This window comes from Roseivirga spongicola, from assembly GCF_034376045.1.
Lineage (GTDB): Bacteria > Bacteroidota > Bacteroidia > Cytophagales > Cyclobacteriaceae > Roseivirga > Roseivirga spongicola.
In genome coordinates this window covers 34,905-59,332 of sequence record NZ_CP139724.1, presented here as the reverse complement: position 1 = coordinate 59,332, position 24,428 = coordinate 34,905, and the positions used below count along the sequence as shown (strand labels likewise).

The 24,428-nt window shown below is 39.5% G+C and carries 22 protein-coding genes; 11 read left to right on the top strand and 11 right to left on the bottom strand.

All coding sequences use genetic code 11. The annotated features are described in order from the left end of the window. Window positions 1-31 precede the first annotated feature (31 nt). From T7867_RS00260 to T7867_RS00250, 3 genes are all read left to right on the top strand, one after another. Window positions 32-1,750, top strand: coding sequence for a M28 family peptidase (locus T7867_RS00260; RefSeq protein ID WP_068220012.1), 1,719 nt, complete (start codon window positions 32-34; stop codon window positions 1,748-1,750). Window positions 1,751-1,894: 144 nt separating this feature from the next. Further along, the gene (locus T7867_RS00255) at window positions 1,895-2,875 is read left to right on the top strand and encodes a DUF4097 family beta strand repeat-containing protein (RefSeq protein ID WP_068220015.1); all 981 of its coding nucleotides are present in this window, start codon (window positions 1,895-1,897) and stop codon (window positions 2,873-2,875) included. Between the two features lie 70 nt (window positions 2,876-2,945). Beyond that, on the top strand, window positions 2,946-5,315 hold the full coding sequence (locus T7867_RS00250; protein ID WP_068220019.1) for an ABC transporter permease: 2,370 nt from the start codon (window positions 2,946-2,948) through the stop codon (window positions 5,313-5,315). A 37-nt stretch (window positions 5,316-5,352) separates the two neighbouring features. Here the strand turns inward: T7867_RS00250 and T7867_RS00245 are convergent, their stop codons facing one another. The 5 genes from T7867_RS00245 to T7867_RS00225 all read right to left on the bottom strand — a co-directional run bounded on the left by T7867_RS00245 (window position 5,353) and on the right by T7867_RS00225 (window position 10,585). After that, entirely contained in the window at window positions 5,353-7,560 is a 2,208-nt protein-coding gene (locus T7867_RS00245; RefSeq protein ID WP_322299724.1) for a hypothetical protein, read from the bottom strand. A gap of 152 nt (window positions 7,561-7,712) precedes the next feature. Further along, window positions 7,713-8,246: a GNAT family N-acetyltransferase gene (locus T7867_RS00240; protein WP_322299723.1), complete on the bottom strand. Its 534-nt coding sequence runs from the start codon at window positions 8,244-8,246 to the stop codon at window positions 7,713-7,715. Further along, window positions 8,243-8,857 (bottom strand): IMPACT family protein, encoded by a 615-nt coding sequence (locus T7867_RS00235; RefSeq protein WP_322299722.1) that lies wholly within the window; start codon window positions 8,855-8,857, stop codon window positions 8,243-8,245. The genes T7867_RS00240 and T7867_RS00235 overlap by 4 nt, the downstream gene beginning before the upstream one ends. A 1-nt stretch (window position 8,858) precedes the next feature. Beyond that, complete coding sequence (locus tag T7867_RS00230; protein WP_068220030.1) at window positions 8,859-9,749, bottom strand: hypothetical protein; 891 nt, start codon at window positions 9,747-9,749, stop codon at window positions 8,859-8,861. 98 nt (window positions 9,750-9,847) lie between these two features. Then, window positions 9,848-10,585 carry a helix-turn-helix domain-containing protein gene (locus T7867_RS00225; protein WP_068220033.1) on the bottom strand — a complete coding sequence of 246 codons (738 nt, stop codon included), beginning with the start codon at window positions 10,583-10,585 and terminating at the stop codon, window positions 9,848-9,850. Between the two features lie 75 nt (window positions 10,586-10,660). Here T7867_RS00225 and T7867_RS00220 point away from each other — a divergent pair, with 75 nt between their 5' ends. From T7867_RS00220 to T7867_RS00200, 5 genes are all read left to right on the top strand, one after another. Then, entirely contained in the window at window positions 10,661-10,918 is a 258-nt protein-coding gene (locus T7867_RS00220; RefSeq protein ID WP_157717594.1) for a hypothetical protein, read from the top strand. Window positions 10,919-11,222: 304 nt separating this feature from the next. Beyond that, complete coding sequence (locus T7867_RS00215; protein ID WP_068220038.1) at window positions 11,223-11,621, top strand: sugar 3,4-ketoisomerase; 399 nt, start codon at window positions 11,223-11,225, stop codon at window positions 11,619-11,621. Beyond that, window positions 11,608-12,543, top strand: a complete 936-nt coding sequence (locus T7867_RS00210; protein ID WP_068220041.1) for a GNAT family N-acetyltransferase — start codon at window positions 11,608-11,610, stop codon at window positions 12,541-12,543. Before T7867_RS00215 ends, T7867_RS00210 begins: the two co-directional genes overlap by 14 nt. After that, complete coding sequence (locus tag T7867_RS00205) at window positions 12,516-13,817, top strand: MATE family efflux transporter (RefSeq protein WP_273515834.1); 1,302 nt, start codon at window positions 12,516-12,518, stop codon at window positions 13,815-13,817. Before T7867_RS00210 ends, T7867_RS00205 begins: the two co-directional genes overlap by 28 nt. Further along, window positions 13,814-14,719 carry a glycosyltransferase gene (locus tag T7867_RS00200; protein ID WP_273515835.1) on the top strand — a complete coding sequence of 302 codons (906 nt, stop codon included), beginning with the start codon at window positions 13,814-13,816 and terminating at the stop codon, window positions 14,717-14,719. Before T7867_RS00205 ends, T7867_RS00200 begins: the two co-directional genes overlap by 4 nt. Before the next feature lie 54 nt (window positions 14,720-14,773). Here T7867_RS00200 and T7867_RS00195 read toward each other — a convergent pair whose 3' ends face one another. Both T7867_RS00195 and T7867_RS00190 read right to left on the bottom strand, forming a co-directional pair. Next, window positions 14,774-15,340 (bottom strand): HD domain-containing protein, encoded by a 567-nt coding sequence (locus T7867_RS00195; RefSeq protein ID WP_322299721.1) that lies wholly within the window; start codon window positions 15,338-15,340, stop codon window positions 14,774-14,776. Between the two features lie 45 nt (window positions 15,341-15,385). Further along, window positions 15,386-16,084, bottom strand: a complete 699-nt coding sequence (locus T7867_RS00190; RefSeq protein ID WP_322299720.1) for a 3-keto-disaccharide hydrolase — start codon at window positions 16,082-16,084, stop codon at window positions 15,386-15,388. A gap of 172 nt (window positions 16,085-16,256) precedes the next feature. Here T7867_RS00190 and T7867_RS00185 point away from each other — a divergent pair, with 172 nt between their 5' ends. Next, a complete protein-coding gene (locus T7867_RS00185) occupies window positions 16,257-16,736 on the top strand; it encodes a c-type cytochrome (protein WP_322299719.1) in 480 nt (159 codons plus the stop codon). A 65-nt stretch (window positions 16,737-16,801) separates the two neighbouring features. Here T7867_RS00185 and T7867_RS00180 read toward each other — a convergent pair whose 3' ends face one another. The 4 genes from T7867_RS00180 to T7867_RS00165 form a co-directional block, all read right to left on the bottom strand. Next, entirely contained in the window at window positions 16,802-17,179 is a 378-nt protein-coding gene (locus T7867_RS00180; protein ID WP_322299718.1) for a nuclear transport factor 2 family protein, read from the bottom strand. Window positions 17,180-17,184: 5 nt separating this feature from the next. Further along, window positions 17,185-17,838, bottom strand: a complete 654-nt coding sequence (nfsB, locus tag T7867_RS00175; protein ID WP_322299717.1) for an oxygen-insensitive NAD(P)H nitroreductase — start codon at window positions 17,836-17,838, stop codon at window positions 17,185-17,187. 386 nt (window positions 17,839-18,224) lie between these two features. Further along, window positions 18,225-20,066, bottom strand: coding sequence for a PLP-dependent aminotransferase family protein (locus T7867_RS00170; RefSeq protein WP_322299716.1), 1,842 nt, complete (start codon window positions 20,064-20,066; stop codon window positions 18,225-18,227). A gap of 265 nt (window positions 20,067-20,331) precedes the next feature. Continuing rightward, entirely contained in the window at window positions 20,332-20,997 is a 666-nt protein-coding gene (locus T7867_RS00165; RefSeq protein WP_322299715.1) for a helix-turn-helix domain-containing protein, read from the bottom strand. Window positions 20,998-21,447: 450 nt separating this feature from the next. Here T7867_RS00165 and T7867_RS19635 point away from each other — a divergent pair, with 450 nt between their 5' ends. Both T7867_RS19635 and T7867_RS00160 read left to right on the top strand, forming a co-directional pair. Continuing rightward, a complete protein-coding gene (locus T7867_RS19635) occupies window positions 21,448-21,771 on the top strand; it encodes a DUF6471 domain-containing protein (protein ID WP_221405986.1) in 324 nt (107 codons plus the stop codon). Continuing rightward, window positions 21,768-24,407 carry an N-6 DNA methylase gene (locus tag T7867_RS00160; protein WP_068220070.1) on the top strand — a complete coding sequence of 880 codons (2,640 nt, stop codon included), beginning with the start codon at window positions 21,768-21,770 and terminating at the stop codon, window positions 24,405-24,407. The genes T7867_RS19635 and T7867_RS00160 overlap by 4 nt, the downstream gene beginning before the upstream one ends. Window positions 24,408-24,428: the final 21 nt, after the last annotated feature.

Below are 24,428 nucleotides of genomic sequence, written 5' to 3'. Positions count from 1 at the left end.
AATACTTACTTTTTCGTTTTAACTTTTTCTTATGAGAACAACAGTGCTTTTTCTTTTCGCCTTAATGGTGAGTTTATCTGCCAACGCCTTTCAGGTCGATGATTTTCAAGAACGATACATTGATCTGGTTGATAAGACCTTCAATAAAAATGAGGCTTATAGCACAGTGGCCTTTGTAGAAAAGTACTTCAGAGTAGTAGGTAACGAGGGGTTTGATGCTAGCATTTACCATGTAGCCAAAAAACTAGAAAAGGCAGGTTTTGTAAAGGAATCTGTTGCAAAAGCTAATGACAGACTTACTTATAGAATAGAGAAAAGAGCTTTAGAGCGAAAAACTTGGGAGCCAGTTTCTGCAAGTCTAAAGTTAGCTTCTGGTCAAGAGGTGCTAAACTTTGAGACCAACCGAAATATGATAGCCATCAACTCCTTCAGTACGGGAGGAGAAAAGAAGTATGAAATGCTGTTTGTTGGAGATGCAAAACCCAGCCAGTACGATGAATTCGACATGAAAGGCAAAGTTGTGGTTGGTTCAGGCTCGGCCAGAATGCTCTTTCAAGAAGCAGTGGTGAAAAGAGGCGCTTTAGGCGTGATGGCCTACAGTATTCCAAGCTATAACCAACCAACTAAACACGTTAACTCTATATCGTTTTCAGGAATCGGTTTAAATGAAGAAGCAAAATCATTTGCCATTCTGCTATCGCAAAAAGCTTATCAAACCATAAAAGAAGCTGCGTCCAAGAATCAAAATGAGATTCTTCTCAATGTGGAGACTCGTATTTATGAGTCTGAAGAACTTACCTTGGTTGCAGAACTGAAAGGAAGTAAAATGCCAGAAGAACGCTTTGTTTTCAGTGCCCACGTTCAAGAACCTGGAGCCAATGATAATGCCAGTGGGGTAGGTGTTTTAGCTGAAGTGGCAGCTTCTAGTGCCAGATTACTTCAGGCTAATCAAATAAATCCGGAAAGAACAATTACCTACCTTTTTGGAGATGAGATAGTGTCTACCAGAAGGTATGTACAAGAAGATAAAGAACGAGCCAAGGGTATTAAGTGGGGAATGAGCCTCGATATGGTAGGTGAAGACACTGAAAAAACGGGCGGAACATTCCTAATAGAGAAAATGCCTGACCCAGGTGCTATTTGGGTAAGAGGAGTTGAAAAGCACTCAGAATGGGGTGGTAGACCGCTTACTAAAGAACAATTGAAGCCACATTACTTTAATGATTTAGTTATCTCCGTCTTCAAAAATATAGGCGAGCAAAAGAATTGGGAGGTCAATTTCAATCCTTTCGAAGGAGGTAGTGACCATGTTCCTTTCCTTCAGGGTAATATCCCTGGACTTTTACTCTGGCACTTCACCGATCAGTTTTACCATACTGATGGAGACAGATTAGATAAAGTTTCGAAAGAAACAATGCATAATGTTGGAACAGGTGCTTTGGCCATAGCGCTTATGCTTACTGAGAACGAAGATAATTTAGCCAACATGATTTTGCTGAATACTACCACCAAGGCCACAATTCGGTTACAGCAAGAAATGAACTTGAGTAAGAGTAATATTGCAAGTGGTGCAGATAAAGCCATTGAGCTAGATATACTGAATACTTGGGTAGACTATTACAGCAAAGTTTTCAATACGGTGTTAGATATCGACCCGAAGAATATGGAGGCTTTCAAAAAGAATTTAGAGGAAAGCCAAAGTGCGTTAGCCACTTATGCTAACATGCTTAGAAGCCAGCTTAAGGACTAATTAGCCACAGCCGCTTTATGAGAGAAGGCTGACTACAAAGACGTAATTACGGTCATTCCTGGTAGGGGCCGGGAATAACAATCAACATTTAAGACAGACTCTTTTTTTATTTCTGTGCATCCTTTCAAAAACTAAGGTGTCTCTATGACAAACCTTAATATGATGCATAAACTCAAATCAACATTAACAACCTTAATTTTCTTTGCTGCACTTGTAACTGTTCAGGCTCAGGAGAAAGTAGAGAAAACCTTCACAGGTATTAAAAGCATACGCCTTACTACCGCTTCAGGAAATGGGACAATCAAAAAGAGTACTTCCAATCAGGTAAAAGTTACCGTAGAATATACCTACGATGAGGATGATTATACGCCTGAGTTCGACCTAAGTGGTGACAGACTTTACATTGAAGAAGATTTCCGCAGAAGCCGTTGGACAAAGGGATACTCTGAATGGACTCTAGAAATACCTGATGGACTGGAGTTGGAGTTTAAAACTGGCTCAGGAAATATAGAAGTATCGGGCATAAATGTAGAGCTGAATTCAAACACCGGTTCGGGCAATATTGAAGTAGATAGGGTGATAGGAGAGGTTCGAGCGAATACCGGTTCGGGCAATATTTCTTTGAGAGATATAGATGGAAGAACAACGGCTAACACCGGTTCTGGCTCTATCAGGCTTGAAAATATAAAGTTGAAAGATGGCGCGCGTTTCAATACTGGTAGTGGAAACATAAGAGCCAGAGAAGTTGAAGGAGAACTAGACTTTAACACAGGTAGTGGAAATATAGAAGTTGAAGAGGCAACCATTACTGGTCCCTCATCATTTAACACAGGCTCTGGTAATGCACGTGTTATTCTGGCAAGTCCATTAAGCAACGACCTTTCTCTCAACACAGGTTCAGGAAACGCAACCTTAGATTTCAATGGTCAAGAAATTGAAGGTGTGTTCTACATGAAAGCTGGAGATAAAGATGACATCAGCGCTCCTTTTCGTTTCGATAAGGAATATGAAGAAGATAGAGGCTGGAGAGGTAGAAAAAACTATGTAAAAGAGGCCAAGGTTGGCTCCAAAGACATACGAATTAGAATCTCTACAGGGTCGGGTAGAGCAGTGGTTAGAAAATAAAGTAAAGACTTTGGTGTAACGAATTGCTTGCACCAAAGTCTTTGTTTAACAAATCAACTCAAAGGTCAAAATGCTCAAGAACTTCATAGTGGTTGCTTTTCGCAGCCTTCGTAAAAACTCACTTTACTCTGTAATTAACATCTCAGGTCTTTCTGTAGGAATTGCCTGCAGTATTCTCATACTGCTTTGGGTAAGAGATGAAACATCGTTTGACAGGTTTATTCCAAAAGTAGATAAGCTTCATCAGGTATGGGTAAATGCCAGCTATGATGGGAGTGTTCAGTCCTGGAACTCGGTTCCTCTACCTACTTATTTAGAGCTGAAGTCTGCTCACGCCAAAATTGTGAATTCTGCAGTAACTGGCTGGGGTGGTAAGAGGTTAGTGGCTAATGGTGACAAGAGAATCAATATTCAGGGCTATTATGTAAGTGAGGAGTTTCTGGATATGTTTGAGTTTCCTATGGTTGAAGGAGACAGAAGTATGGTATTAGATGACCCTTCTTCTATTGTTATCTCTGAGAAGTTAGCCGCTACCATGTTTGAAGAGGGCGAAGACCCAATAGGAAAATTCCTAAAGGTTGAAGATGCTAGTACACTTCAAGTAACAGGCATATTCAAAGATATTCCTCAGAACTCAACTTTTCAGTTTGATTATCTGATTCCGTGGAAACACAGGGCATCTATACAGCAGTGGGTAAGAGATAATGAACAGAACTGGGGAAATTATTCATTTCAAGTCTTTGTAGAGCTGGCCAATACTACCGATGAAACAGAAGTAGAAGCAGGCATTAAAGACATACTCACTGAAAAGGGACAAACCGATGTGCCAAGAGAGTTCTTTTTACACCCAATGCCACGATGGAGGCTTCATACCAGCTTTGAAAATGGTGTTGAGTCGGGCGGTCAGCATGAATATGTAACTCTATTCTCCATAATTGCCTTGTTCATTTTGATAATAGCGTGCATCAACTTTATGAACTTGGCGACCGCCCGCTCCGAAAGAAGGGCCAAAGAAGTAGGGATTAGAAAGACTTTGGGTTCAAAACGAGGTCAGTTAATTATGCAGTTTTATGGAGAGTCTGTCCTCATCTCCCTAATTTCTTATTTGTTCGCTTTACTACTAGTTTTTGTGGCTTTGCCTTCTTACAATAATTTGGTAGATAAGCAGTTGAGTATTGATTTTGGAGCTTCTCAATTTTGGGTGTTCTCATTGGCTATTATTTTAGTTACTGGTGTAATTTCTGGTAGCTACCCTTCTCTTTACCTTTCTTCCTTCAATCCGGTAAAAACCTTAAAAGGAAAAATATCTGTAGGCAAGAATGCCAACCTGCCGAGAAGAATACTTGTTATGCTTCAGTTTGGATTTGCTATAGTTTTGATAATCAGCACTATTGTAATTCTCAAGCAGATCGACCTAGCTAAGAGCAGAGATATTGGCTACAGTCAAGAGGGTTTGATTTCAATGACCTTGACCGATGCTATATCCGAGAACTATGATGTTATAAAGAATGAGCTTAAGCGGAAGAACCTGATTGTTAATATGACACGATCTAATAGCCGTGTTACCAGTATTAATTCAAACAATTTTTTGGGGTGGCCAGGTAAGCCAGAAAGTCAAAAGGTGATGTTTGTTACCGTTGTGCGAGGCTATGACTGGGCAGAAACCATGGGGGCAGAAATGCTTTTTGGTAGAGACTTGAGCAAAGAGTTTGCTACCGATTCTTCAGCTATAGTGATCAATAAATCTGCTTTAGATTTGATGGGCATAGAAGGTGACCCTGTAGGAACTCAGTTAGACTTGTGGGGAGAAAAAAGAACCTTAGTAGGTGTTGTTGATAATGTGATGATGGGCTCTCCTTATGAAGAAGTTAGGCCAATGTTTATGGTAATAGATGACTGGGGCGGTTCAGTTACACTTCGTTTACCAGCAACTAATAATATGCAGTCTTTATTAGCCGGGGTTCAGGAGGTTTTTGAAGAATACAATCCTGCTTATCCGTTTGAATATGAGTTTGTAGATGTAGCTTTTGAAAGAAAGTACACAACTATAAACCTGACCCGGAAACTGTCAATGATTTTTGCTTTGCTTACCATATTTATTACGGGTTTAGGCTTGTTCGGACTGGCTTCTTATACCGCACAACAGAGAATTAAAGAGATTGGAATAAGAAAGGTGCTTGGAGCGTCAGTTACAAATTTGGTAGGGCTTATGTCTCGAGATTTCGCAAAGCTTGTACTAATGTCGTTTGTAATATTTGCTCCCTTAGCGTATTTCTTACTTAGCAGCTACCTACAGCGCTACACCATTAGAACCTCTTTAGATTGGTGGATTTTCGCGTTAACAGGACTAGTTGCACTAGTTTTTGCTATAGCCGTTGTGGTCAATCAGGCGAGAAGGGCAGCACTGGCAAATCCTGCTCGCTCATTAAGGTCTGAATGACCACCCTCTAGCCCCTCTTAAATCAGGAGGGGATTGGCTAGTGTCTAAAACCAATATTATCAAGGGCTATTAGCCCTTTTTCTGTTTGGTTGAATATGAATCTAATGGACTTCACGGTAGTAGAATCAGCTCCAAAATCAGATAGTGGTATGCTTACTGATTCAGTAGCAATCTCCCAGTTTCCTCCAAAGGAGTTATTCATTCCTTCGAGTTTCATATACCTTACTTTAAGCTTTGGAGCAAGCCTTTTGTGTTGTAGTAAGCTAGTAGCGAAGGTGTCAGAATCGGTAATCAGTTGTATTTGAAAGTCAATGTCTGTAGTGTCAGCAACCTCCAAGTCTTTGTCACTAGCTCGCCCCAAGGTGAGCAGTAATTCCGAGTAGTTAGCCATATCTAAACTATCGTTTAATGAAAGCTGATAAGCAGCGGTGGCGCTGATAGAGTCATTGTCCCAGCCTAAGATTACAGCATTGGTGCCTTGTGTTTCTCCACCGCGCATCATCAGTGGTTGCTCTCTCCAAACCATTAAGTTATTGCCTGCTGCTTTACCAATAGACGTTGAAGTAAGGTCAATATCTTCTTCGTAATTCACTAAAATAGAATCTTTTGAAGTAGAGTAGTTATTTAAGAATACCGTGTTAGGAAGCCAATCCGCAGCAGTTGCAGAGTTGACAAACAATGGTTCTAGGTCTTCTCTTTGATTAAACACTCGTTCGGCAAAAGCAGAAATGTATACTTTGGCAGCTTTTCTTTGTTCTTCACCGCTTATTAATGCTCCAGTATTTAAAAACCAGCCATAAGGTTCTCCGAAATCTCTTCTCCCCCAAATAGAGTTAAACTGACCATGGTTTGCTCGGTGAATCAGTACTCCTGCTTTAAAGTATTCTAAGGAGTCGGTATAGTTAATGCGTTGATATTGCCTCAAGCCAAAGAAACTAACTTCATCGGCATCGTATGAGCCCTGAAGAGAAAGATAGTTGATGTTTTTGAGCTCCATTCTTCTAAAATATCGCTGATCTGTAGGAGCAATGGTTACCAAACCTTTAATGCCAAAATTAAAGTCGAACTTAACGTTTGCATTGTCTGGAAAGTAGGCTAATTCATTGAACTGTGCGGCAATGCTTACCGCTTCGCCACCTCTAGAATGACCTATGAGTATCACATTTTCCAAATCGGCCCGTTCGAAGAAATCTGAAGAAGTGTCTTCAGTCCAATTTTTCCATTGTTCTAAATGCTTCAGAAGCAACCAAGCGCGTATTGGCATTTCCTTTCCCCTAAAGTCTCCAGACCACGTTCCGTTAATGTAGTTTTCATCTACAGACACGGTTATAAAACCTCTGCTAGCCAATAATTCGCCCAAATAGGCATAGCCAGGGTCTGAGAAGTGCTCCATGCCATGGTTACCATGAACAATAAGTACTATAGGTGATTTCTCCTCTTTTTCAGGCATCCAAACCCTGCCATTTATAGGGGCTTCTTCAATTCCAAATCCCCAAAAGCGCTCTCTCCATTTTTTCTTTTTACCACTCCAATCAGGGAGCAGTAGGCTAGCGTCTACGGTTTCCGTCTGGTAATCTACACTATCTCCAAACTCAGGTCTTCTATCGTTATTCCCGCTGCCATAAGTAAAGTACTTGAAGCTATAGTCTCCATTTTCTGAAGGGTTACTAATGCCAAGGTCTGTTAAGCTATTTTTTATTACAGGTTGAAAATCTACGGGATAAGAGTCTTCTCCAGAAGGAATAACCTGACGAAGAGGGAGGTAAAAACAAACAAGGCCTAGAACAACTGAGAAGGTACAGAAGGCAATGGAACCTTGCTTTTTAATGAGTGAATAGGTAGCTCCTCCAATAAAAATGGCACCAATAATAAATGCGGCTAAAGTATAATTGAGCACATCGTTTGGCCAGCTCAGTCTCAGTTCTTGTGCTAATAAAACAATGCCAATGACAGCGAGAATTATGGACAAATACCGAATGGGAAAATGATCGGTAATAGCTTTAAGTACAGAAGCTACCCATCGGAACAGGTAAAAAGCAAAAATACCAAGTAGTACATAGGCAGATACTTGAAGTGCTATAGGGAGGCCAGTTCTGAAGTAAAAACCGGCAAAGGCCATTATAAAAAGTGAGAGTAGGAGTAGACCCCAAAAAGCACCGCGTAAAAAACTGTCTTTAGCGGTTTTTATTTCTCCAGATTTAGGGATCCGATTTTGTTCTTTAACGCGTTGAACAAAATTTTTCATAAGCTAAGGTTGAAAAAGTTGGCTTATGAATTACGCTGCTTGACTGCTAGAATCAAAAGAAGATCATTGATTATTTATTGATTTTTCTATCAGTGGTAATAGACTTAGGTGTTGTTAATGAATGAGTTAGTTTGTGCGTAGTATGTTATTGCTTACCTATTATAGATGCGTTCGTATATATAACATGGTGTGTTTAAGAATTCGAACTCACACTTTCTTGACATCCCGTTATTCATAGCCACTTTTTGCGAACCGATGTTGTCAATATTAATGATAGAAATAACACTGCTGTCTATCTTGTGTTCTTCAAAATACTCCCTTAGTCTGATAGCCATTTCAGAGGCATAACCTTGTTTCCAGTATTTGGGAATAACAGAGTAACCGATTTCGAAACGCTCTTCGCCCAACACATCTTCACGCCAGATAATGCCCGCATTACCAATTAACTCTCCAGTTTCTTTGAGGCAAGCCGCCAAAATACCGACTCCTGTTTCACCATAGCGTTTCATTTGCCTTTCAATCCAAATCTTAGACTCTTCTTCAGGAGTTTTTGAATCTAAAACGCCTACATAGTGTAGGTATGGGTTGTCCGTAAAGAAAGCTTCCCAAGCTTTGGTGTCTTCTTTGGTTAATAATCGAAAGCTAATGCGTTCGCTTTCTATCGGGAATTGGTATCGGTGTTTCATTCAGGAATATCAAATTGAATTGGGTGGCTTAAGTTCTGCAGCAAAGTTACTTTGTTTCTAAGCTCTTCTGTCTTAGAAACAATGACTTCCGCCTTTAATTCACACTCCATTTCAAAATTTTGGCTGACAATTTCCAACTCAAAATCACTCACCAGCTTCATCACCTCATTCATTTCTTCGTAAGGGAAGATGAACTTTACTGAATTAGTAATTAGTTTTTCGACTACTTTATTCTGCTCTAAAGCCTCTGCTGCAGTAATCTTATAAGCATTAATGAGTCCGCTTACTCCGAGCTTGGTTCCGCCAAAATATCTTACAACAACCACTAAAGTATTGGTCAGCTCCTTCGACCTAATTTGCCCTAGAATCGGGTCGCCTGCAGAGTGGTTGGGCTCACCATCGTCATTGGCTCGGTATTGAGCACCATCAGCGCCTAAAATGTAGGCATAGCAATGGTGACGGGCATCATAATACGTTTTCTTTATCTCTTCTAGTTTCTCCTTTACATCATCTTCAGTTCTGGCAGGCAAGGCAATACCAATGAACTTACTGCCCTTTTCTTTGTATAAGCTTTCTGAGGTTTTGGAAATGGTGCGGTATGAATCCTGCATTTTACAAAGCTTTCAAAATCTCTTGATAGCTCAAAAGAAAGATGACCACTAATGCCAATAATACACCAATGTAATTCAGTTTAGATAGCTTTTCTTTGAACAGCACAATAGCGAGCAGAGTAGAGCAAATAATGATTCCGATGTTGAGGGCAGGATAAACTATGGCTCCATTGTTATCAAAAGCAGATAGCGCTTTTAGGTTGAAGTAAATGGAGAAATAATTAGGTACGCCTAGGCATAAGCCACCTATTAATTCTTTTCTGCCAAACTTAACGCCCTTAACCAAACAAACAATACAGCCCGTTACAAAGGCAGATGCAAACACAAAAATGGGATATATTGACTCTATTTCTTCAGTAATGAAGTGATGGTTTACGTAGTTAAGGTAGGTATCTATAAGTCCGCCTAAAAAGAAAATAGACATGGGTAGAAGTAGAAACTTGAAAGTAAGTCTTACCTCTGCCGTCTTGTTGGCTTTTCTACTAACTAGCCAAATGGAAACAAATGCTAGCCCTATGCCAATATAATTCCAAGTGTCTAGCTCGTTTAGTGCATATTTAAATACGAAAAGGCTAAAGACTACCGGGATAGCCAAACTCATTTTACTTGCAACAGTAGCCACAGAAACACCTCTAACCTGTGTGGTATGTGCCATTAAAAAGAAGGTGCTTATAAATATGAGCCCAAGTATTATGGCCGAAATAAACCAAGAAGAGTTAGGAGCAAATTCGCTACTAATGGCAGTTGTACCTACATATAATGTTCCTGTGATAACACAAACCCCATAGTTGACCACTATGGCCGGAAGCGTATTGATGTTGAACTTGCTGAATGACCGAAAAGCCATGAAAATGGCCACATTGGCAAGAATAGTTAGCAAGAGATATAGCATAGCCCGCGAATTTACTTGTTCTTATTGAGCTTTTCTTTATGAAGCTCAAAAGACTAATTGCTATCTAAGTTATTGCCAAACTTCCTGATGTCCGTTGTCTATAAGTTGTGCGAGTGATCGTAGGTTTCGTCATAGGTAATTACTGCTTTGAGCGTCCATACTTCTAACATTTCGGAGTTATTCAACGCCTTTTTTAGTTCGAATTTCTTGAGCAGCTTCACTCCTTGATCTTTCCATATAGTAATGTAGCACAGTACATTTTCATCTATGGTAGCTAACTCATTTCTTTCACCTATCAATACATCGCCATACTTAATAATCATGTTGGCAAACAGATGCTCCATATCCGATGGAAGCTGAAAGGCTCTGAGCTGTTTTTCGTTGTTGTATGGCAGCTTTATAGTAGGGAGTGTTGCTATATAAGCTAGGTTAGAACTATTTTTTGCATAGAAATAATGCTCTTTAGTAGAGATATATTTAACTTCACTTATTACAGGAGAAGAATCTCTAGAATTTTTTGAAAATGAGTCAGCCGACTCTTTTCTAAAAGTCGCCTCAACTACTTTTTCATTAGCTGCCGTTTCCAAGGGTTTTTGACCTAACCTAGATTTTCGGGGTCTTTTAGAGATGCCTAACAGGTTGTCACTTGTGGTGTCAAGAATTTTGACTAAGGTGGTTAGCTTTTGGTAGTCTGGGAAGCTTATGCCCCTTTCATAGTTGGATATGGTATTACGTTTGAGTTGACTGGTGCATAGTTTATTCATCATGTTAGCCAGCTCTTCCTGGCTTAACCCTCTGGCTTCTCGAAGCTTTCTGAGTTTTTCTCCAAATGACATGGGTTATAGGTGTTGTTCGAATTGATGGACATTTTCAGTTAAATCCTAGGTGTGTAACGCGATATCGTGACGAATATGAGTAGCTTTAAAGAAATAAAAAAGCGTAAGAGAGATGGGGATTATGAGCTTGTTGCTGAGGCTTTAGGGCTCAGTAAGGCCACAATCCGATCTATTGTTAATGAAAGAAGAGGTGATAGACACCATGTTTTAGTGGCTTTTGACATACTGTTCAGGTTAAGAGATATTTATCCCAAATTGGTGCAACAGTATATAGAGGGTGAGCTGAAGGAGGAGGTTGACATCAAGTTTTTTGATGTTGATATAGATAAGTAATAAATCTTGAACGGATCACCTGATTCATAACATCGAATCAGGCGTATAGAATTTGATAGAAATGTCAATATTCTTTGACAGGATAAAGTGCAGAAATTGAGCTTCTTATAGGAGTCTTTATTCCCTTGAAAACAGGCGGTAGATACTAGCTCAGTACCTAGTTTTATTTTGTATAATCGGTTATTTAGCTTTACTAATGGCAACGAGAAATAGCTGTTGAATTTAGAGTTATAGCTCATAAACTGAACTAGTTTCTTGTCGCTGAAAAGTAGATGAGTTACTTTCCCTAGAGAGATTTTAATCAATGAATAAAGAGCCAGCTTTTCTTATGTTTTCGGGTGTTTCAGAGGCACGAGGACAACTGAACTATTTAGAGGGACTAAGAGATATTCCTTTTGAGGTGAAACGTGTCTACTGGCTTACGGAAGTGCCAGATCAACAGGTACGTGGCGGTCATGCTCATAAAACTGGCGAACAAGTGATTGTATGTACTAATGGAATAATTGAGGCAGTATTGGATGACGGAAAAGGTAGGGTACTGAATTATACCTTAGATAAGCCAAACCAGGGCTTATACATTCCTGCCATGTGGTGGGGGAAAATGCTGTTTAGCAGAGGAGCTCAATTACTCGGTTTGGCTTCAGATGAGTTTTCTGAAGAAGACTATATTCGAAATAAAGAAGACTTTAATGGAGCAGTTTGAGCTGCATAATTCCGCAATAGATGGGGGAGAGTATAATTACCCTCAGCTGCTTTACAGCACTCCAGCATTTTTGAAGGCCAATAATAATCTGCCACAAAAGTATTTCTATTTCTTTAATAAGAGCAGTAATAAATATCTAGCACATTTGGCTGTGAGCGTTGATGGTGATATCGCTGTCAGTCCGCTAAAGGCTCCTTTTGGAGGGGTTGAATTTGAAGATTCTTTATCTGCCGCAGATTTAAAAAACTTCATCAAAGCTGTAGAAAGCACACTGGCCAGTGAAGGAATTCAGGAAATCAGGTTACATCAGCCACCAGAAAACTATCAGCTACAGGATACCATCAACGATGTCTTACTAGAGTTAGAGTATGACATTATTCAAGAAAGGGACTATCATGGAATTGACATTGATGGCTTACCGTTGTCAGAGAAAATGGTAGATATGCAAAAACGGAGACTCAAAAAGTGTGAGAAATCCGGTTTTACTTATAAGAAATATAGGAAGAGCGAGCTGGCCGGGGCTTTCCATCAGATAGATAGATGGAGAACCGCAGCTGACAAAGGCCTGTCAATGACATGGGCCGATTTGCATAATTCTAACAAAAGAAACCCAAAAGCATATCACGCGTTCGGCATAGAGAACGAACATGGGTTGATGATAGCTGGGTCTATTGTAGTAAAGGTGAGTGATAGGGTATTGTATAATTTCTTTCCCGCCAGTTATGACGCGTATAATGCGTATAGCCCTATGGTTATGTTGACCAATAAAATCTACGAATGGGGTCAGGCTAATGGGTTTACTCACTTGGACCTAGGTACTTCATACGTGCATAAAAATGTAAATACAGGTTTAAGGTTGTTTAAGGAAAGATTAGGCGGAAAGGTATATAGGGCATGGAGTTGGAGGAAAAAGATAAGCTAGAAGGAAAGACACAAATATTGAAGTCTAATTTTCTAAGAAGTTCTTCTTGGTCCTTCACAGCCGTGGTTTTTAGAGCTTTAGGAGGGCTAACAATCAATAAACTCTTCGCAGTACTGCTAGGTACTTCTGGCATTACCTTACTCTCTCATTTTCAGAATTTAACAGCGCTGTTTACGCTGCTTCCTAATGAGGGTGTAAACAGAAGTATAATGAAATATTGGTCGGATGCGGAGATGACGGAAGACCAAAAGAAGAGAATCTTTAAAACTGGTTTATGGGTTACACTCATCATCTTTGCCCTTTCTTTTGGCTTGCTTTACTTCTGGCAAGGAGAGTATTTTTTCAATCGGTTCATTGTTGAATTGACCACCCAGCAATTTCTACTGCTGTTTATCCCATCCATCTTACTAATGCTAATGTCAGGCTACCTGAACTCGGTTATTCTGGCACTACGGAAGGTAAAAGTTTATGCGACAATCAACATCACTAGCCTATTTGTGCTGGTTGGCTTGGTATACTTGGGGGTGAAGTATGGCTCGGTAGATGAGGCCCTATTGAGCTTTGCTGCTGGCTACGGTTTAATGGCAATTGTGGCTTTTGCTTACCTAATGTTTAAAAGGCGAAGCATTAAGTTAAGTTTTGGCAGCCCAGATGGGGAGTCGCTTAAGAAAGTAGGAAAGTTCGTGGCCATGGCCATAAGCGCCATCATATTTGGTAGGCTCTTAGACTTTGGTGTTCGCGATTACGTCATTGATTTATACGGACTCGATAGAACTGGCCTTTGGCAGTCTGTTGCAAAAATGTCAACCAGTTATCTATTGGTGTTTACGGGTACTGTAGGTGTAGTTTATTATCCTAAAATGGCTTCTCTCATTCATAATCAAGTAGCACTTAAAAGCTATGTATTGAAGGTGATGGGCTTTGTAGCCTTTGTTTCGGTATTGTGCTTAGGGGTTTACTATTTAAATAAAGAGTTTATTCTCAAACTATTCTTTGACAATGGTTTTGAGCGAGCTGCATACCTGGTGCAATATCAAGTAGTGGGAGATTTCTTCTGTATTTTAGCCTACCTCTTGGCCTATTTGCTTAGCGCGAAAGTACAGACCATGAAGTACATAGCGGCTCAGCTTATTTCGGCACTCATTTACGTGAGCGTGATTTCTTTACTGTTAAAAACTCACGACTTAGAAGCACTAACTTTAGGCTACATGTGGAGGTACATTGGCTTTTTCATAATTCTACTCATCTTTAATAGAAGAACCCTCTTTAGATGAACCCTACGGTATCTGTAATCTGTATTTCATTTAACCATGCCTTATATGTAAAGGAGGCCTTAAACTCCCTATTCGGTCAGACTTATGACTCCGTAGAGGTGATTATTTTGGATGATGGAAGTACCGATGAAAGTGTGAAAAACATAATGGGTGCTATTGAAGGGAAAGATGTTAAAACGGTTTTTCATGCTAAAAACCAAGGTTATACTAAAACCTTCAATGAAGGGCTCGCCTTAAGCTCTGGCAATTACATCGTAGACTTTGCTTTAGATGATGTAATGAAACCAGACTTTTTAAAAAAGAGTATTGAAAAATTCGAAGCTGTTTCAGACAAAGTTGGTGTGATTTTCTCCAACGCAGACTATATAGATGGAGCAGGAAAAGTAATTGAAAACCACACTGAGAGCCTGATGAAGAAAGGCATGATTAAGGAAGTGCCGACAGGTGATGTTTTCGAGTGGATTCTTAAACGTTATTTCATTTGCACTCCAACTATGGTTATCAAAAGAGAAGTGTTTGATAGGTTGGGCGGTTATGATGAAAGCTTGGCTTATGAAGACTTTGACTTTTGGGTAAGGTCTAGCAGGTTTTATGAGTACGCCTATCTAAACGAAGTGCTCATGAACAAGCGAAAGCTCCAGAGTAGTATGAGCAGTCAACGATATAGATTTCACTTCAATGAGCAGATGAATTCTGTGTTTAAAGTTTGTGAAAAGGCATTTCACCTAGTTCGGACTAAGAGTGAGAGAAAAGCGCTACAAGAAAGACTCAATTATGAGTACCGTCAGTGCATCAGACTTGATAACCATGTTTTGGCAGAAAAGTACAGGTTACTCATGGAGCAAGCTGGAGTGAATTTTAACCCACTCTCTCAATTGGCCAAATTTATCAACCGAGCTTAAGTACAGTGACTTAAGGAAAGCGAAAGTATGACCAGAGGTTAATACCTCTAAGCATTATTTGTAATAATTGTCAGCTAGACCTTTAGCGTAATCCCAGAGCGATTCAGAGCCATCTTTAATTCGTTTCTTTTTCTCTATTACAGTTTCATAAGAAACATTATGTTGTGCCCAGGTACCACCATTGTTTGTAGCATTTTGCATCATTGGGGCTAGTCTGTCTATGGCTTTAGCAAACTTAGCTTCTGCTGTTTCAGCGGCTTCAAACTCTTGCCATACTTTTATCAGTTCAACCCCTTGTTCTTCAGGGAGCATTCCGAAGATTCGCTTAGCTGCTTTTAGTTCTTCTTCGGTGTTGTCATGACTTTTCTTGGTGTCGAAGAGAAAGGTGTCACCGGCATCAATTTCAACAATATCATGAATGAGAAGCATTTTCAAGACTTTCAACAAATCGATCTTTTCATTTGACTGACCATGAAGAACCAGGGCCATCATGCACAAGTGCCAGCTGTGCTCCGCATCATTTTCATTTCTGGTGCTGTTGAAAAGGCAGGTCATTCGCTCTATATACTTGAGCTTGTCTATTTCGTGTATAAAGTCTAATTGTTTTTCCAGATCTGTCATACGTTCAGAGTATTCTTGCGTTTGATTTTAAGTTTATAAGACGGCTTATTGGTTCAACTCCCTGATTTTTATTCTTCTGAAGGCTACCTTGCCACCATGTTCTTGAAGAGAAATATGGCCCTTTTTAGATGAGCCGAAGCCCTCCCAAGCACTAAAAGGTGACTGCTCAATCAGGTTTTTCCATTCAGAGCCATTCACGGGAAATTCCAACACCCTTTCGCCATTAAAATCGAGAAAGCCTTCATTTTTGTTGTGATCTACATGCAGCAGGTAGCTGTTCCATTCGCCTGCACCTTTGCTTACCACTTTGCTTGGTGGCATCAGGTTATAGAGAGAGCCTGCTCTATTGATATCTCCTCTTTCGTTTACATATTCCGACCAGCCATCATCTAAAATCTGAATTTCGGCACCAGTTTGGTAAGGGTGCTCGTAGTTGTCAGCTTCAACCACACCCCACATTAAGCCTGAATTACCGTGTTCGGAGATCATCCAATCTAGAGAAAGTTCAAAGCTACTGTACTGTTTGTCTGTAGTGAGGTTGGCACTAAATGCTTCTGTTCTTTCTTCGGGATCGAACACAAGAACGCCTTCATCTATATACCACCCGTTATAGTTTTTACCATGACCATAAATATGCCAGCCCTCTAAAGTTTTTCCATCGAATAGTGTTTCCCAGCCCTCGTTCGACTGGCAGCTCCAAACGGATGTACAGAGCAAAATGAATAATAGCGCGTTTCTTTTCATTTTGTTAAGTGTTAGTAAAAGCGAATTATTATAGATTTTGGCAGTTCAGCCCTATGTCTTGTAAGAAATGCAGGATTGGAACTTCCAGAAAAATTCGAGACTTCTAGTTAATGATTTTTTTTGAATCTGATTTCTAGTTTCTTGTGAACCTTAAACTTGAAACGCGAAGCTTATGAAAACTATTTTCAACCTTATCTTACTAGCTGTAGGGCTGTTATTAGCCAGTTGTTCTGGTCAAAAGGACAATACAGACAATTTCGATATCAATAAATCTACAAGAAAAGAGGACGGTAAGGTAAAGGCTTCTGAGCGTATTGATTTGGAGAATAAGGGAGTAGGTCCAATACGGGACGTAATGTTGGCCGAAGAAATAGACTTAGATAGAGCGAAGGAAGGCGAGGTGCTTTTTAATCAGTATTGTGTTATCTGTCACAAAGTTAACGATAAGTTTATAGGGCCAGCCATGAAGGGTGTATTAGATAGAAGGAGCCCTGAGTGGGTAATGAATATGATTTTAGAACCAGCGAAAATGCTCAAAGAAGATCCATTGGCGAAAGATTTGTTCATGGAATTTAACGGATCTCCAATGTCTGATATGGGGCTTTCTGAGGCACAGGCCAGGGCGGTGCTAGAATACTTCAGAACTTTATAAAAAAAGGAAGCCATTTCTGACTTCCCCTAACATTTACAACAATTTGAAATATCACCAATAGATAGTTAATACATTGTATTGGGATTTTTTGAAGACTCAGGTACCTGTTGGATGGAATCCCAGTGCTCAACTATTTTACCGTCAGCATCGAAGCGAAAGAAATCCATAGTAACATACTGGTCATTGTCAGGCCATACTTGATGAGTATGTAGAGCTACTAAGTTTCCTTCTGCTATACAGCGAACAAACTCAATGCTTTTATTCGGATACTCGCGCTGCATTCGCTCAAAGTATTCAATAAAGCCTTCTGTTCCGTTGGCAACATCAGGATTGTGCTGAATGTATTCGGAGCCAACGTATTTCTCTACAGCCAACCGAGGGTTACCCTCATAAGCCGTTTTGTAGAAAGCTATAGCATTTTGCTTGTTCTGGGCTGAGTCCATAGTTCTTATATTTCAGTAATTATTTCTTCTTCTGCTAGCCTAGATTTTGGCAGTTTAGCATTAAAGTCAGAATCGGCCCTGTAGCCTAATGAAACTACAGCAAAGGCAGTGAACCCTTTCTCTCTTAGGTTGAACTCTTCGTCTAGTGCTTTAGCATCTACGCCTTCCATAGGTACAGCATCAATTTCCATTAGTCCAGCGCCTAAAAGCAATGAGCCCATATTGAGGTAAACTTGTTTTTCCAGCCAATGGGTCATGTCTTTAAGGTCGTAGCGATGAATGTTGGCGAACATATTTCGGCCGTTGTTCATTCCGTCTTTGTGTTCTGTGGTAGCAAATCTACCGTCTTGATCTTCTTTCTCCAGCACTTTGGCCATATGCTCTGGGTCTGCATCTATTTTGGTACAGAAAACCACTACATGCGATGCGTTAACCACTTTGGCATTGTTAAACTGATAAAAACCTTCAGTGGCTTTGGCTACTCTATTTTTTCCTTCTTCAGAAGAGGCAATTACAAAATGCCACGGCTGCAAGTTTGTACTAGAAGGGCTTTTTCTAAGTAAATCTTTAATGGTTTGAAAGTCTTCGTCAGAGATTTTCTTTGTCGGGTCGAATTCTTTGGTGGAGTATCTCCAATCCAATGCTTCAGTAATATTCATTATATTCTTTTTGTAGTTACTATAAAATATATAGTAGCAAAACTAAGTATCGTTAGATATGATTACAATAACTATCAAAAGGGATAGGTTCAAAAAAAATCGAAGAAATCTGAGGGTTTGGGCGAGATTTTCTAGCCTAAAGGCTGAAATGAAAGGTGTGCTTTACTAAAAAGTGAAGTCAGTATGCCTAGTTGCTGCGGAGGAGGGGAGTTGTAAAGGCTTGATGCGAAATAATAAAGAGGCCATCTCAAAAGCTAATTGTCATTCTATTCCCGTCCCATTTACGAAAATGGTGAGAGAATCGAACTAATCCTGCTTCATAGGTTGAGCTTCCTAGTGAAGCAGGAATTGACGAGCTTCATTACTTTTGAGATAGCCTCTTGCTGCTACTGAATCTCTTCTACAAACTGTCGAAATACTTGTTGGTGCTTTTCCAAGTCCATATTTGGAGAGCATGATACACGAGCAATGTAGTCTTTGTCTTCTTCTTTAGTAGTGCCTTGTGTAGACGTAGCCGGAATAGTCCAATAAACGCCTTTCAGCTGACCGTAGCTCACGCAGTATTTACTTTCTGCAATTTGACCAATCATCATGTTGATGAGTTTGTTGTTTAAACCGCGTTTGTAGGTTTCTCTTTCTTCAGCCGTATCTCCCTTGGTGGGAAGATCCAATGAAAAAACGGAAGGAGTGAAGCTTTGTTGAGCCAGCTCTTCAGACACAAAATTAATTTTGGCTTCAGGCAGTTGCTCTTTTATGAAATTCACAAAGGCCCTAGTGTTCACATAAGCATCTGCAATTCTTTGAATCATAGAAGGCATTTGCTGCGCTAGCAACGCAAGTTGTAGGTCTGTAGCTTCATTATCGCATAGCAGCAGATGCTCTTCGATTTTATCCATTAGTGCTGCGCCTCTTTTATTGGCTAAGCCATAACCAGCGGTACACAGTCCTCCGCTAGGAAATTTAGAGCCGCTTACGTATGAGATGGTTCTAACTTCTGAAAGAATATCCTCTTCACCTAAGAATGAAACATTCGGGCAAAATGTCTGATCGATAATAAAAACTGGATCAACGGCTTGCTCGCCATTGGCCGTTTTTCTGCTCTCTGTAAGTACCTGCTTTAACTTCTCTAAGTCTGGAACTTCAACCCTAGGGTTAGTAGGAATCTCAACTATAATAAACGCAACAGCATCTTCTTGAGCAATTTTGCCTAATACACTATCTAGGCTGTCTACCATGTTATTGCCACTGTCTACCAAAAGGTCTACAACCTCAATGTTTTCAGAGCATGCGGCAACACGTCTGGCTTGGTCGTTAGTGCCTCCGTAACAGTTTGGAGGTACCACAAACTTGATGGCTTTGCCCGCATATTCTGTTTGAGAATAGTCAATGAGTCCCATCATTAGGGCATATTGAACTGAAAGGCCACTTGAACCAACAATGGCTTTGGTATTGGAGCCTGTAATGTCTTTAATGCAGCTCAAGACTGCCTGTTTTTGTTCCGAAGGATTCGCAATAGATTCTTCAGTTTGTTGCTCAGTCAGCAGTTGCAGTGCTACTTGACAGTTAGAAGGTGTCATAGCGATGGATTCTCTTCTTCGAACATGCTGAATCTCACCAATGTATTCTTGGTTGGCTTCTCCATTCGCTAAAATCAAGCTCCCTAAATGAGGGTGAATGCTCACAAAGAAGTCTACTTCATCAGTTAAAGAAATGTCGAATAGTGCTTCTTGCTGACAGAGGAAAATGGTACTTCCTTGAAAGGCGGAAACTTCGTTGATAGAACCTACCTTTTGCAATTCAAAGTTGTAGCCGTAAACGGTTTTAATTCGTTCCGCATCTAAGTGCTGTGGAAGGCTATCGGTATAAACAATTCTGGTGGCCTTTTGGGCAAATAGATTTTTGCGCAAAATGGCCATTATTGGCATGGTTGAAGAAGCAAAGCTAATGACTCCATCGGTTGGTAGGTTATTGAATTTAGCTACGGCCCACTCTAATACACATGAAAGTGGATGGCCTAAACGGATGTAGTCAAAAGCCGTAGGCAAGGCAGCCAATGACTCTTTATTGGCATTTTTATTATTGAAAAGCCCTTCGAATTGTTCAATGAATTGCGTTTTGGCTTTCGATTCATCATAAATATCTAGGCGATGTGTGGTTAGCCTCACCCAATCGTCAGGCATATTTTTTAACACATCACTTAAATAGGCTTTTATATTGTTGTTTTCCATAGGATTCTACTCTTGAGTATAATTCATCGTTTGTCTTCCGATGCTTAACACCAGCTGCAAAGATATGAGTTCAATAGAGCTGCAAAACCAAGAAAGTAGATTTGTAGAGTTATAATTCTCGATTTGGAGTCTTTTATTGGATACAATAAAACCTTTTGGTATAAGTAGATAATCATGGCAATCATTCTCAAGGCTTAGACTAGGCGAAAGATTCTAGAATTAGTGGAAACTTCTCTTTTCAAAGCCTATAAGCATGCCTTGGGCATCAAAAACTAAAGGTTCGTTCTTGTCTTCTCATTCTCATATCTATAAAAATACCAACACCTACAATGAATAGAGCCACCGAAGCTACACTTAATTTTAAGTAAGCATCAATGTTTGATTGAATAGCGAAGGCTATGGCAAAAGAAAGGGAAAAGCTGGCTGTCCAAGTGGTGTAATGGTTGTTTGGAACGAACCCCAACTTGCTCCTAAGGTGCCTTTTTAGCTTCGCTAGTTTCTGCTTATAGATCTCGTTGTTGAAAGAAGGGATTTTTTCTAGTTCTAAATATCGAAGATAACTTTCAATTGACTCAGTTTGCTCTATGCTTAAATCCTTATCCTTTAGTCTTTCAAGAAGCACAATGAATTTTTCAAAAACCTTGATTTCGGGTTTTTTATTGGTTTTACAAAGCTGTTTCTTGAGGTAGATAATTGTTGCTTTTAAATCGCTTGTTTCTGTTACAGCTCCAGAATTGGTAAGCTCGGTTATTGGCACATCTAAAGCATTGGCAATTCTTTTTATTGTTTCTCCAGTAGGCTCAGATTCGTTACTTTCAATTCTTTGGATGGTTCTTAAGCTTACTCTAGATTCTTCGGCCAAGTACTCTTGAGACATTCCTCTAGTGGCTCTTAGTTCCTTTAATTTCTGTCCTAACTTTTTTGTTTTCATGTTCAACGATGTTTGATATTTCAGCAAATCTAGTTCTGAACAATAATTGCTGAACACGCCAAGTTAACGACATCCTTACGTCAATGGCATGAAACCAGTTTTACTAGGCATAAACTAGCAAAAAGAGCTTAGAAAATTCTGATGAGCTATTATCAAAAAAGTAAAGGCCTGATTCGATGAACCGCCTGGTATCTTACTGAATTCGGAAGAACGAAAGTACCGAAATAGTAGCTCACGCAAGTTGTGTGGTGTGTCCCGAGGCATCGGGAGGCGCACCGTGGGCTTATGGCTCACGGCCGTCTACTCGATTGTGCCTCGTTTTTATTTTTTTTCAGTTCGGAAAGTTAGCCATACTTATTTACAATTTTTGTTTAGCGCGTTGGGTGTGAGCGAATTGGAAATGTGTATGGCGGGTATAAATCACCGAATTTAATAGTTTACTTGCTGTTTATGATAATAAGTCGCATATTTGGCGATTATAAACTTAAATATGATATTTTGAAGCCTTGGAATGAGTATGTTAAGCGAAAATTGAAGTCCGAGATGGTCAAACGAGGAGTCGGGAATGATGAGCTCGTTCAGAGGTTGGATAGAATCGGTGTTGAATTGTCCAAGACGAGCCTTGTTAATAAAATCAGTCGAGGGTCTTTTTCTGCTGTTTTTTTTATTCAATGTTTATATGTTATCGGTTGTTATGAGTTTGAGATTGAAGAGCCAATAAGCATGGTTGCAGAGAATCCTGTAGAATATAAAAAATTAAAAAAGAAGTCATGAAAAATCTGTTTTGCAATTCAACTGATTTAAAGAATGAAGCAGATGTTGAGGCTTTGTTTGTTGAGCGACTTTTAAACTATTTTTCTTTTCCTGATGATAGGGTCAAGCGGAAACGCTCCCTTGATGAAATGGTCATTGGTCAGGGTTCTAAGAAAGAAAAGTATAAGCCTGATTATGTTTTGTTTGATTCTGCTGGTGATCCAATAATTGTCATAGATGCTAAAGCACCGTCAGAAAAGATCGAAGATTATCAGTATCAAGTATCGTCATATGCGCTTGGTCTAAACCAAAAGTTTAAGGATAAGAATCCCGTAATATTCACTGTTCTTACGAATGGGTTATACCTTATTGTCTACCCTTGGGATAACAGTCAACCTGAGCATTTCTTAAAGTTTGAAGATTTTGCTCCGCACAATGAGAGTTTCATTGAACTAAGGTCTAAGCTTTCCTATTCAGCTTTTGAGCACGCAAAGGCAACAAAAGGTGTTTTTGAACATGATAGACCAACGCTACACACACTGTTGAAGGCTTTTAATGACTGTCATGATTTGATTTGGAAAAAAGAGAAAATCAGTCCTACAGATGCGTTCTATGAGTTCTCTAAAATCATGTTTATTAAAATCCGAGAGGACAACAAAATCCATGATAAGTTTTCAAACGGTGATTCATTGACAAAAGACGATTTTGTTTTCTCAACCCACTGGTTGGATGCGATGGCTAAGAATGGAATCGAACATCCTTTTGATAAGATTCTTTTTAGTCAAGTTCAGGAAGACCTTGAAGAGCAGATAAAACGGAACAAAAAGAAAAGAGTATTTGAAAAAGACGAAGGTCTAAATCTAAAGGCTTCAACAGTTTATGAGGTTGTGAAGAAATTACAAAACTTTGACCTTTATGGAATAGATGAAGACCTTAACGGTAGAATGTTTGAAACATTCTTGAATGCCACCGTTCGAGGAAAGGGCTTAGGTCAGTTTTTTACTCCACGAGGAGTTGTCCATTACATGGTCGAATCTACTCCATTAACCATCAATGTGAGCAAGGGGAAATCACTGGAGGAATCAATTCCTTATGTTTTTGACGGATGCTGTGGTAGTGGTGGGTTTTTAATTGATGCAATGGCTCAGTTCGTTAGGGATATAAACAATAAAACAAATCTAACGGATAAACAGAAGGAAGCATATTTAGAAGAAGCAAAGAACAATCACCTATATGGCATAGACGCAAACCCAAAAATTTCTCGAATTGCCCGATTAAATATGTACCTGCATGGAGATGGTGGAAGCAAAATATTTAAAGCAGATGCCCTTGATAAGTTAATTCAATCAGAGGCTGGAATTTCGAAAGAAGAAGAACAAGGTTTGAAAGAGCTAAGAGACGAGTTCAATAAAAATCACTTGAAATTCGATGTCATTCTTTCGAATCCACCGTTCAGTATGAAGTATGACTCTAAAGACCCAAATGAAAAGGTTGTGTTAGAGCAATACTCAAAAGTGAACAGGGTCGGCACGAAAATGACAAATTCTGAAAAATCAAATGTACTGTTCTTAGAAAGGTACTTTGATTTGTTGAAACCTGGGACAGGCGAATTGTCTACCGTTATTGATGATACGGTAATTAACGGTCAAAAAAGTCAGAGATACCGAGATTTTTTACTTGACAATTTTATTCTTGTGCAGGTGATTTCCTTGCCGTTTAATACTTTTTTCGGTGCAGAGGCCAATGTAAAGACTTCAATCGTTCATTTGAGGAGGAAAAGTGAAGGTGAAAAGCAAGGTCATGTCTTTATGGCGATTGCAAACAATGTTGGCCATGACGACCATAAAAAGCCTACTCCTGATCGAAACAACCTTCGTGAAATAATTCGATATTATGAAAGGTGGCAAAACGGAGAAGATATTGATGACGTAATAATCGATAATCAGTCAAATGATGAACCGCTTGGTTGTCCCATGCAGATTTTCACTGTTGCTCCAAACAAACTTAATAAAGAGCGTTTGGACGCCTTCTATTATGCTCCTGAATTAGTTAAAGCGAGAGAAAAGTTATTTGAACTGAGAGATACTGGTGAAATTGATCTTTTTTATGGTCGAGACTTTGAAGTTATACCTGAGATTAAAAAGAGACAGGAAAAAAACTTTGGTGGAAATAGCTATAAGTATTTTGAAATTGGAGATGTAACAATTGATGGAACTATTGTAAAATATCGTGAAGAGCCTTTTGAATCATTACCTACGAGAGCAAGGCTTCAGGTTCGCAAAGATGATGTGATTTTTGCCAAGAATAATAGTAGCCGAGGAACTACAGTAATTATTCCGAGTGAATTTGACGGTCAACTTGTCACTACAGGCTTTATAGGTCTAAGACCGAAAAGTCAAGATGAAAAATATCTATTGTGGGGTATTCTTGAATCAGAGTTTTTCAGAAAGCAAATCTACTATCTATCAATTACTGCGTCTCAACCTGAAGTCAGAGAGACAATATTTAAGAATGAAATAATAATTCCTATTCCAAAGGACAAGAAAGCAAAACAGAACATTATCGACAGTGCGGTTCAAGCTGAAAAAGCAAGAATTAGTTTAAGTAATGCTGTTAAAGGTTCAAGTGATGCTGTCAATCGTATCTTCAGTGTGTAGGGAAAAAACAGGCTCTTTTGC

What these genes read in the sequence shown, in the direction of transcription:
- T7867_RS00190 (WP_322299720.1), bottom strand. Translation starts at nt 16,084, where the DNA reads ATGAAAAGAAACGCGCTATTATTCATTTTGCTCTGTACATCCGTTTGG.
- T7867_RS00185 (WP_322299719.1), top strand. Translation starts at nt 16,257, where the DNA reads ATGAAAACTATTTTCAACCTTATCTTACTAGCTGTAGGGCTGTTATTA.
- T7867_RS00195 (WP_322299721.1), bottom strand. Translation starts at nt 15,340, where the DNA reads ATGACAGATCTGGAAAAACAATTAGACTTTATACACGAAATAGACAAG.
- T7867_RS00240 (WP_322299723.1), bottom strand. Translation starts at nt 8,246, where the DNA reads ATGAAACACCGATACCAATTCCCGATAGAAAGCGAACGCATTAGCTTT.
- T7867_RS00165 (WP_322299715.1), bottom strand. Translation starts at nt 20,997, where the DNA reads ATGAAAACAAAAAAGTTAGGACAGAAATTAAAGGAACTAAGAGCCACT.
- T7867_RS00235 (WP_322299722.1), bottom strand. Translation starts at nt 8,857, where the DNA reads ATGCAGGATTCATACCGCACCATTTCCAAAACCTCAGAAAGCTTATAC.
- T7867_RS19635 (WP_221405986.1), top strand. Translation starts at nt 21,448, where the DNA reads ATGATAATAAGTCGCATATTTGGCGATTATAAACTTAAATATGATATT.
- T7867_RS00170 (WP_322299716.1), bottom strand. Translation starts at nt 20,066, where the DNA reads ATGGAAAACAACAATATAAAAGCCTATTTAAGTGATGTGTTAAAAAAT.
- T7867_RS00215 (WP_068220038.1), top strand. Translation starts at nt 11,223, where the DNA reads ATGAATAAAGAGCCAGCTTTTCTTATGTTTTCGGGTGTTTCAGAGGCA.
- T7867_RS00255 (WP_068220015.1), top strand. Translation starts at nt 1,895, where the DNA reads ATGACAAACCTTAATATGATGCATAAACTCAAATCAACATTAACAACC.
- T7867_RS00220 (WP_157717594.1), top strand. Translation starts at nt 10,661, where the DNA reads ATGAGTAGCTTTAAAGAAATAAAAAAGCGTAAGAGAGATGGGGATTAT.
- T7867_RS00245 (WP_322299724.1), bottom strand. Translation starts at nt 7,560, where the DNA reads ATGAAAAATTTTGTTCAACGCGTTAAAGAACAAAATCGGATCCCTAAA.
- T7867_RS00250 (WP_068220019.1), top strand. Translation starts at nt 2,946, where the DNA reads ATGCTCAAGAACTTCATAGTGGTTGCTTTTCGCAGCCTTCGTAAAAAC.
- T7867_RS00180 (WP_322299718.1), bottom strand. Translation starts at nt 17,179, where the DNA reads ATGGACTCAGCCCAGAACAAGCAAAATGCTATAGCTTTCTACAAAACG.
- T7867_RS00230 (WP_068220030.1), bottom strand. Translation starts at nt 9,749, where the DNA reads ATGCTATATCTCTTGCTAACTATTCTTGCCAATGTGGCCATTTTCATG.
- T7867_RS00205 (WP_273515834.1), top strand. Translation starts at nt 12,516, where the DNA reads ATGGAGTTGGAGGAAAAAGATAAGCTAGAAGGAAAGACACAAATATTG.
- T7867_RS00160 (WP_068220070.1), top strand. Translation starts at nt 21,768, where the DNA reads ATGAAAAATCTGTTTTGCAATTCAACTGATTTAAAGAATGAAGCAGAT.
- T7867_RS00200 (WP_273515835.1), top strand. Translation starts at nt 13,814, where the DNA reads ATGAACCCTACGGTATCTGTAATCTGTATTTCATTTAACCATGCCTTA.
- nfsB (WP_322299717.1), bottom strand. Translation starts at nt 17,838, where the DNA reads ATGAATATTACTGAAGCATTGGATTGGAGATACTCCACCAAAGAATTC.
- T7867_RS00260 (WP_068220012.1), top strand. Translation starts at nt 32, where the DNA reads ATGAGAACAACAGTGCTTTTTCTTTTCGCCTTAATGGTGAGTTTATCT.
- T7867_RS00210 (WP_068220041.1), top strand. Translation starts at nt 11,608, where the DNA reads ATGGAGCAGTTTGAGCTGCATAATTCCGCAATAGATGGGGGAGAGTAT.
- T7867_RS00225 (WP_068220033.1), bottom strand. Translation starts at nt 10,585, where the DNA reads ATGTCATTTGGAGAAAAACTCAGAAAGCTTCGAGAAGCCAGAGGGTTA.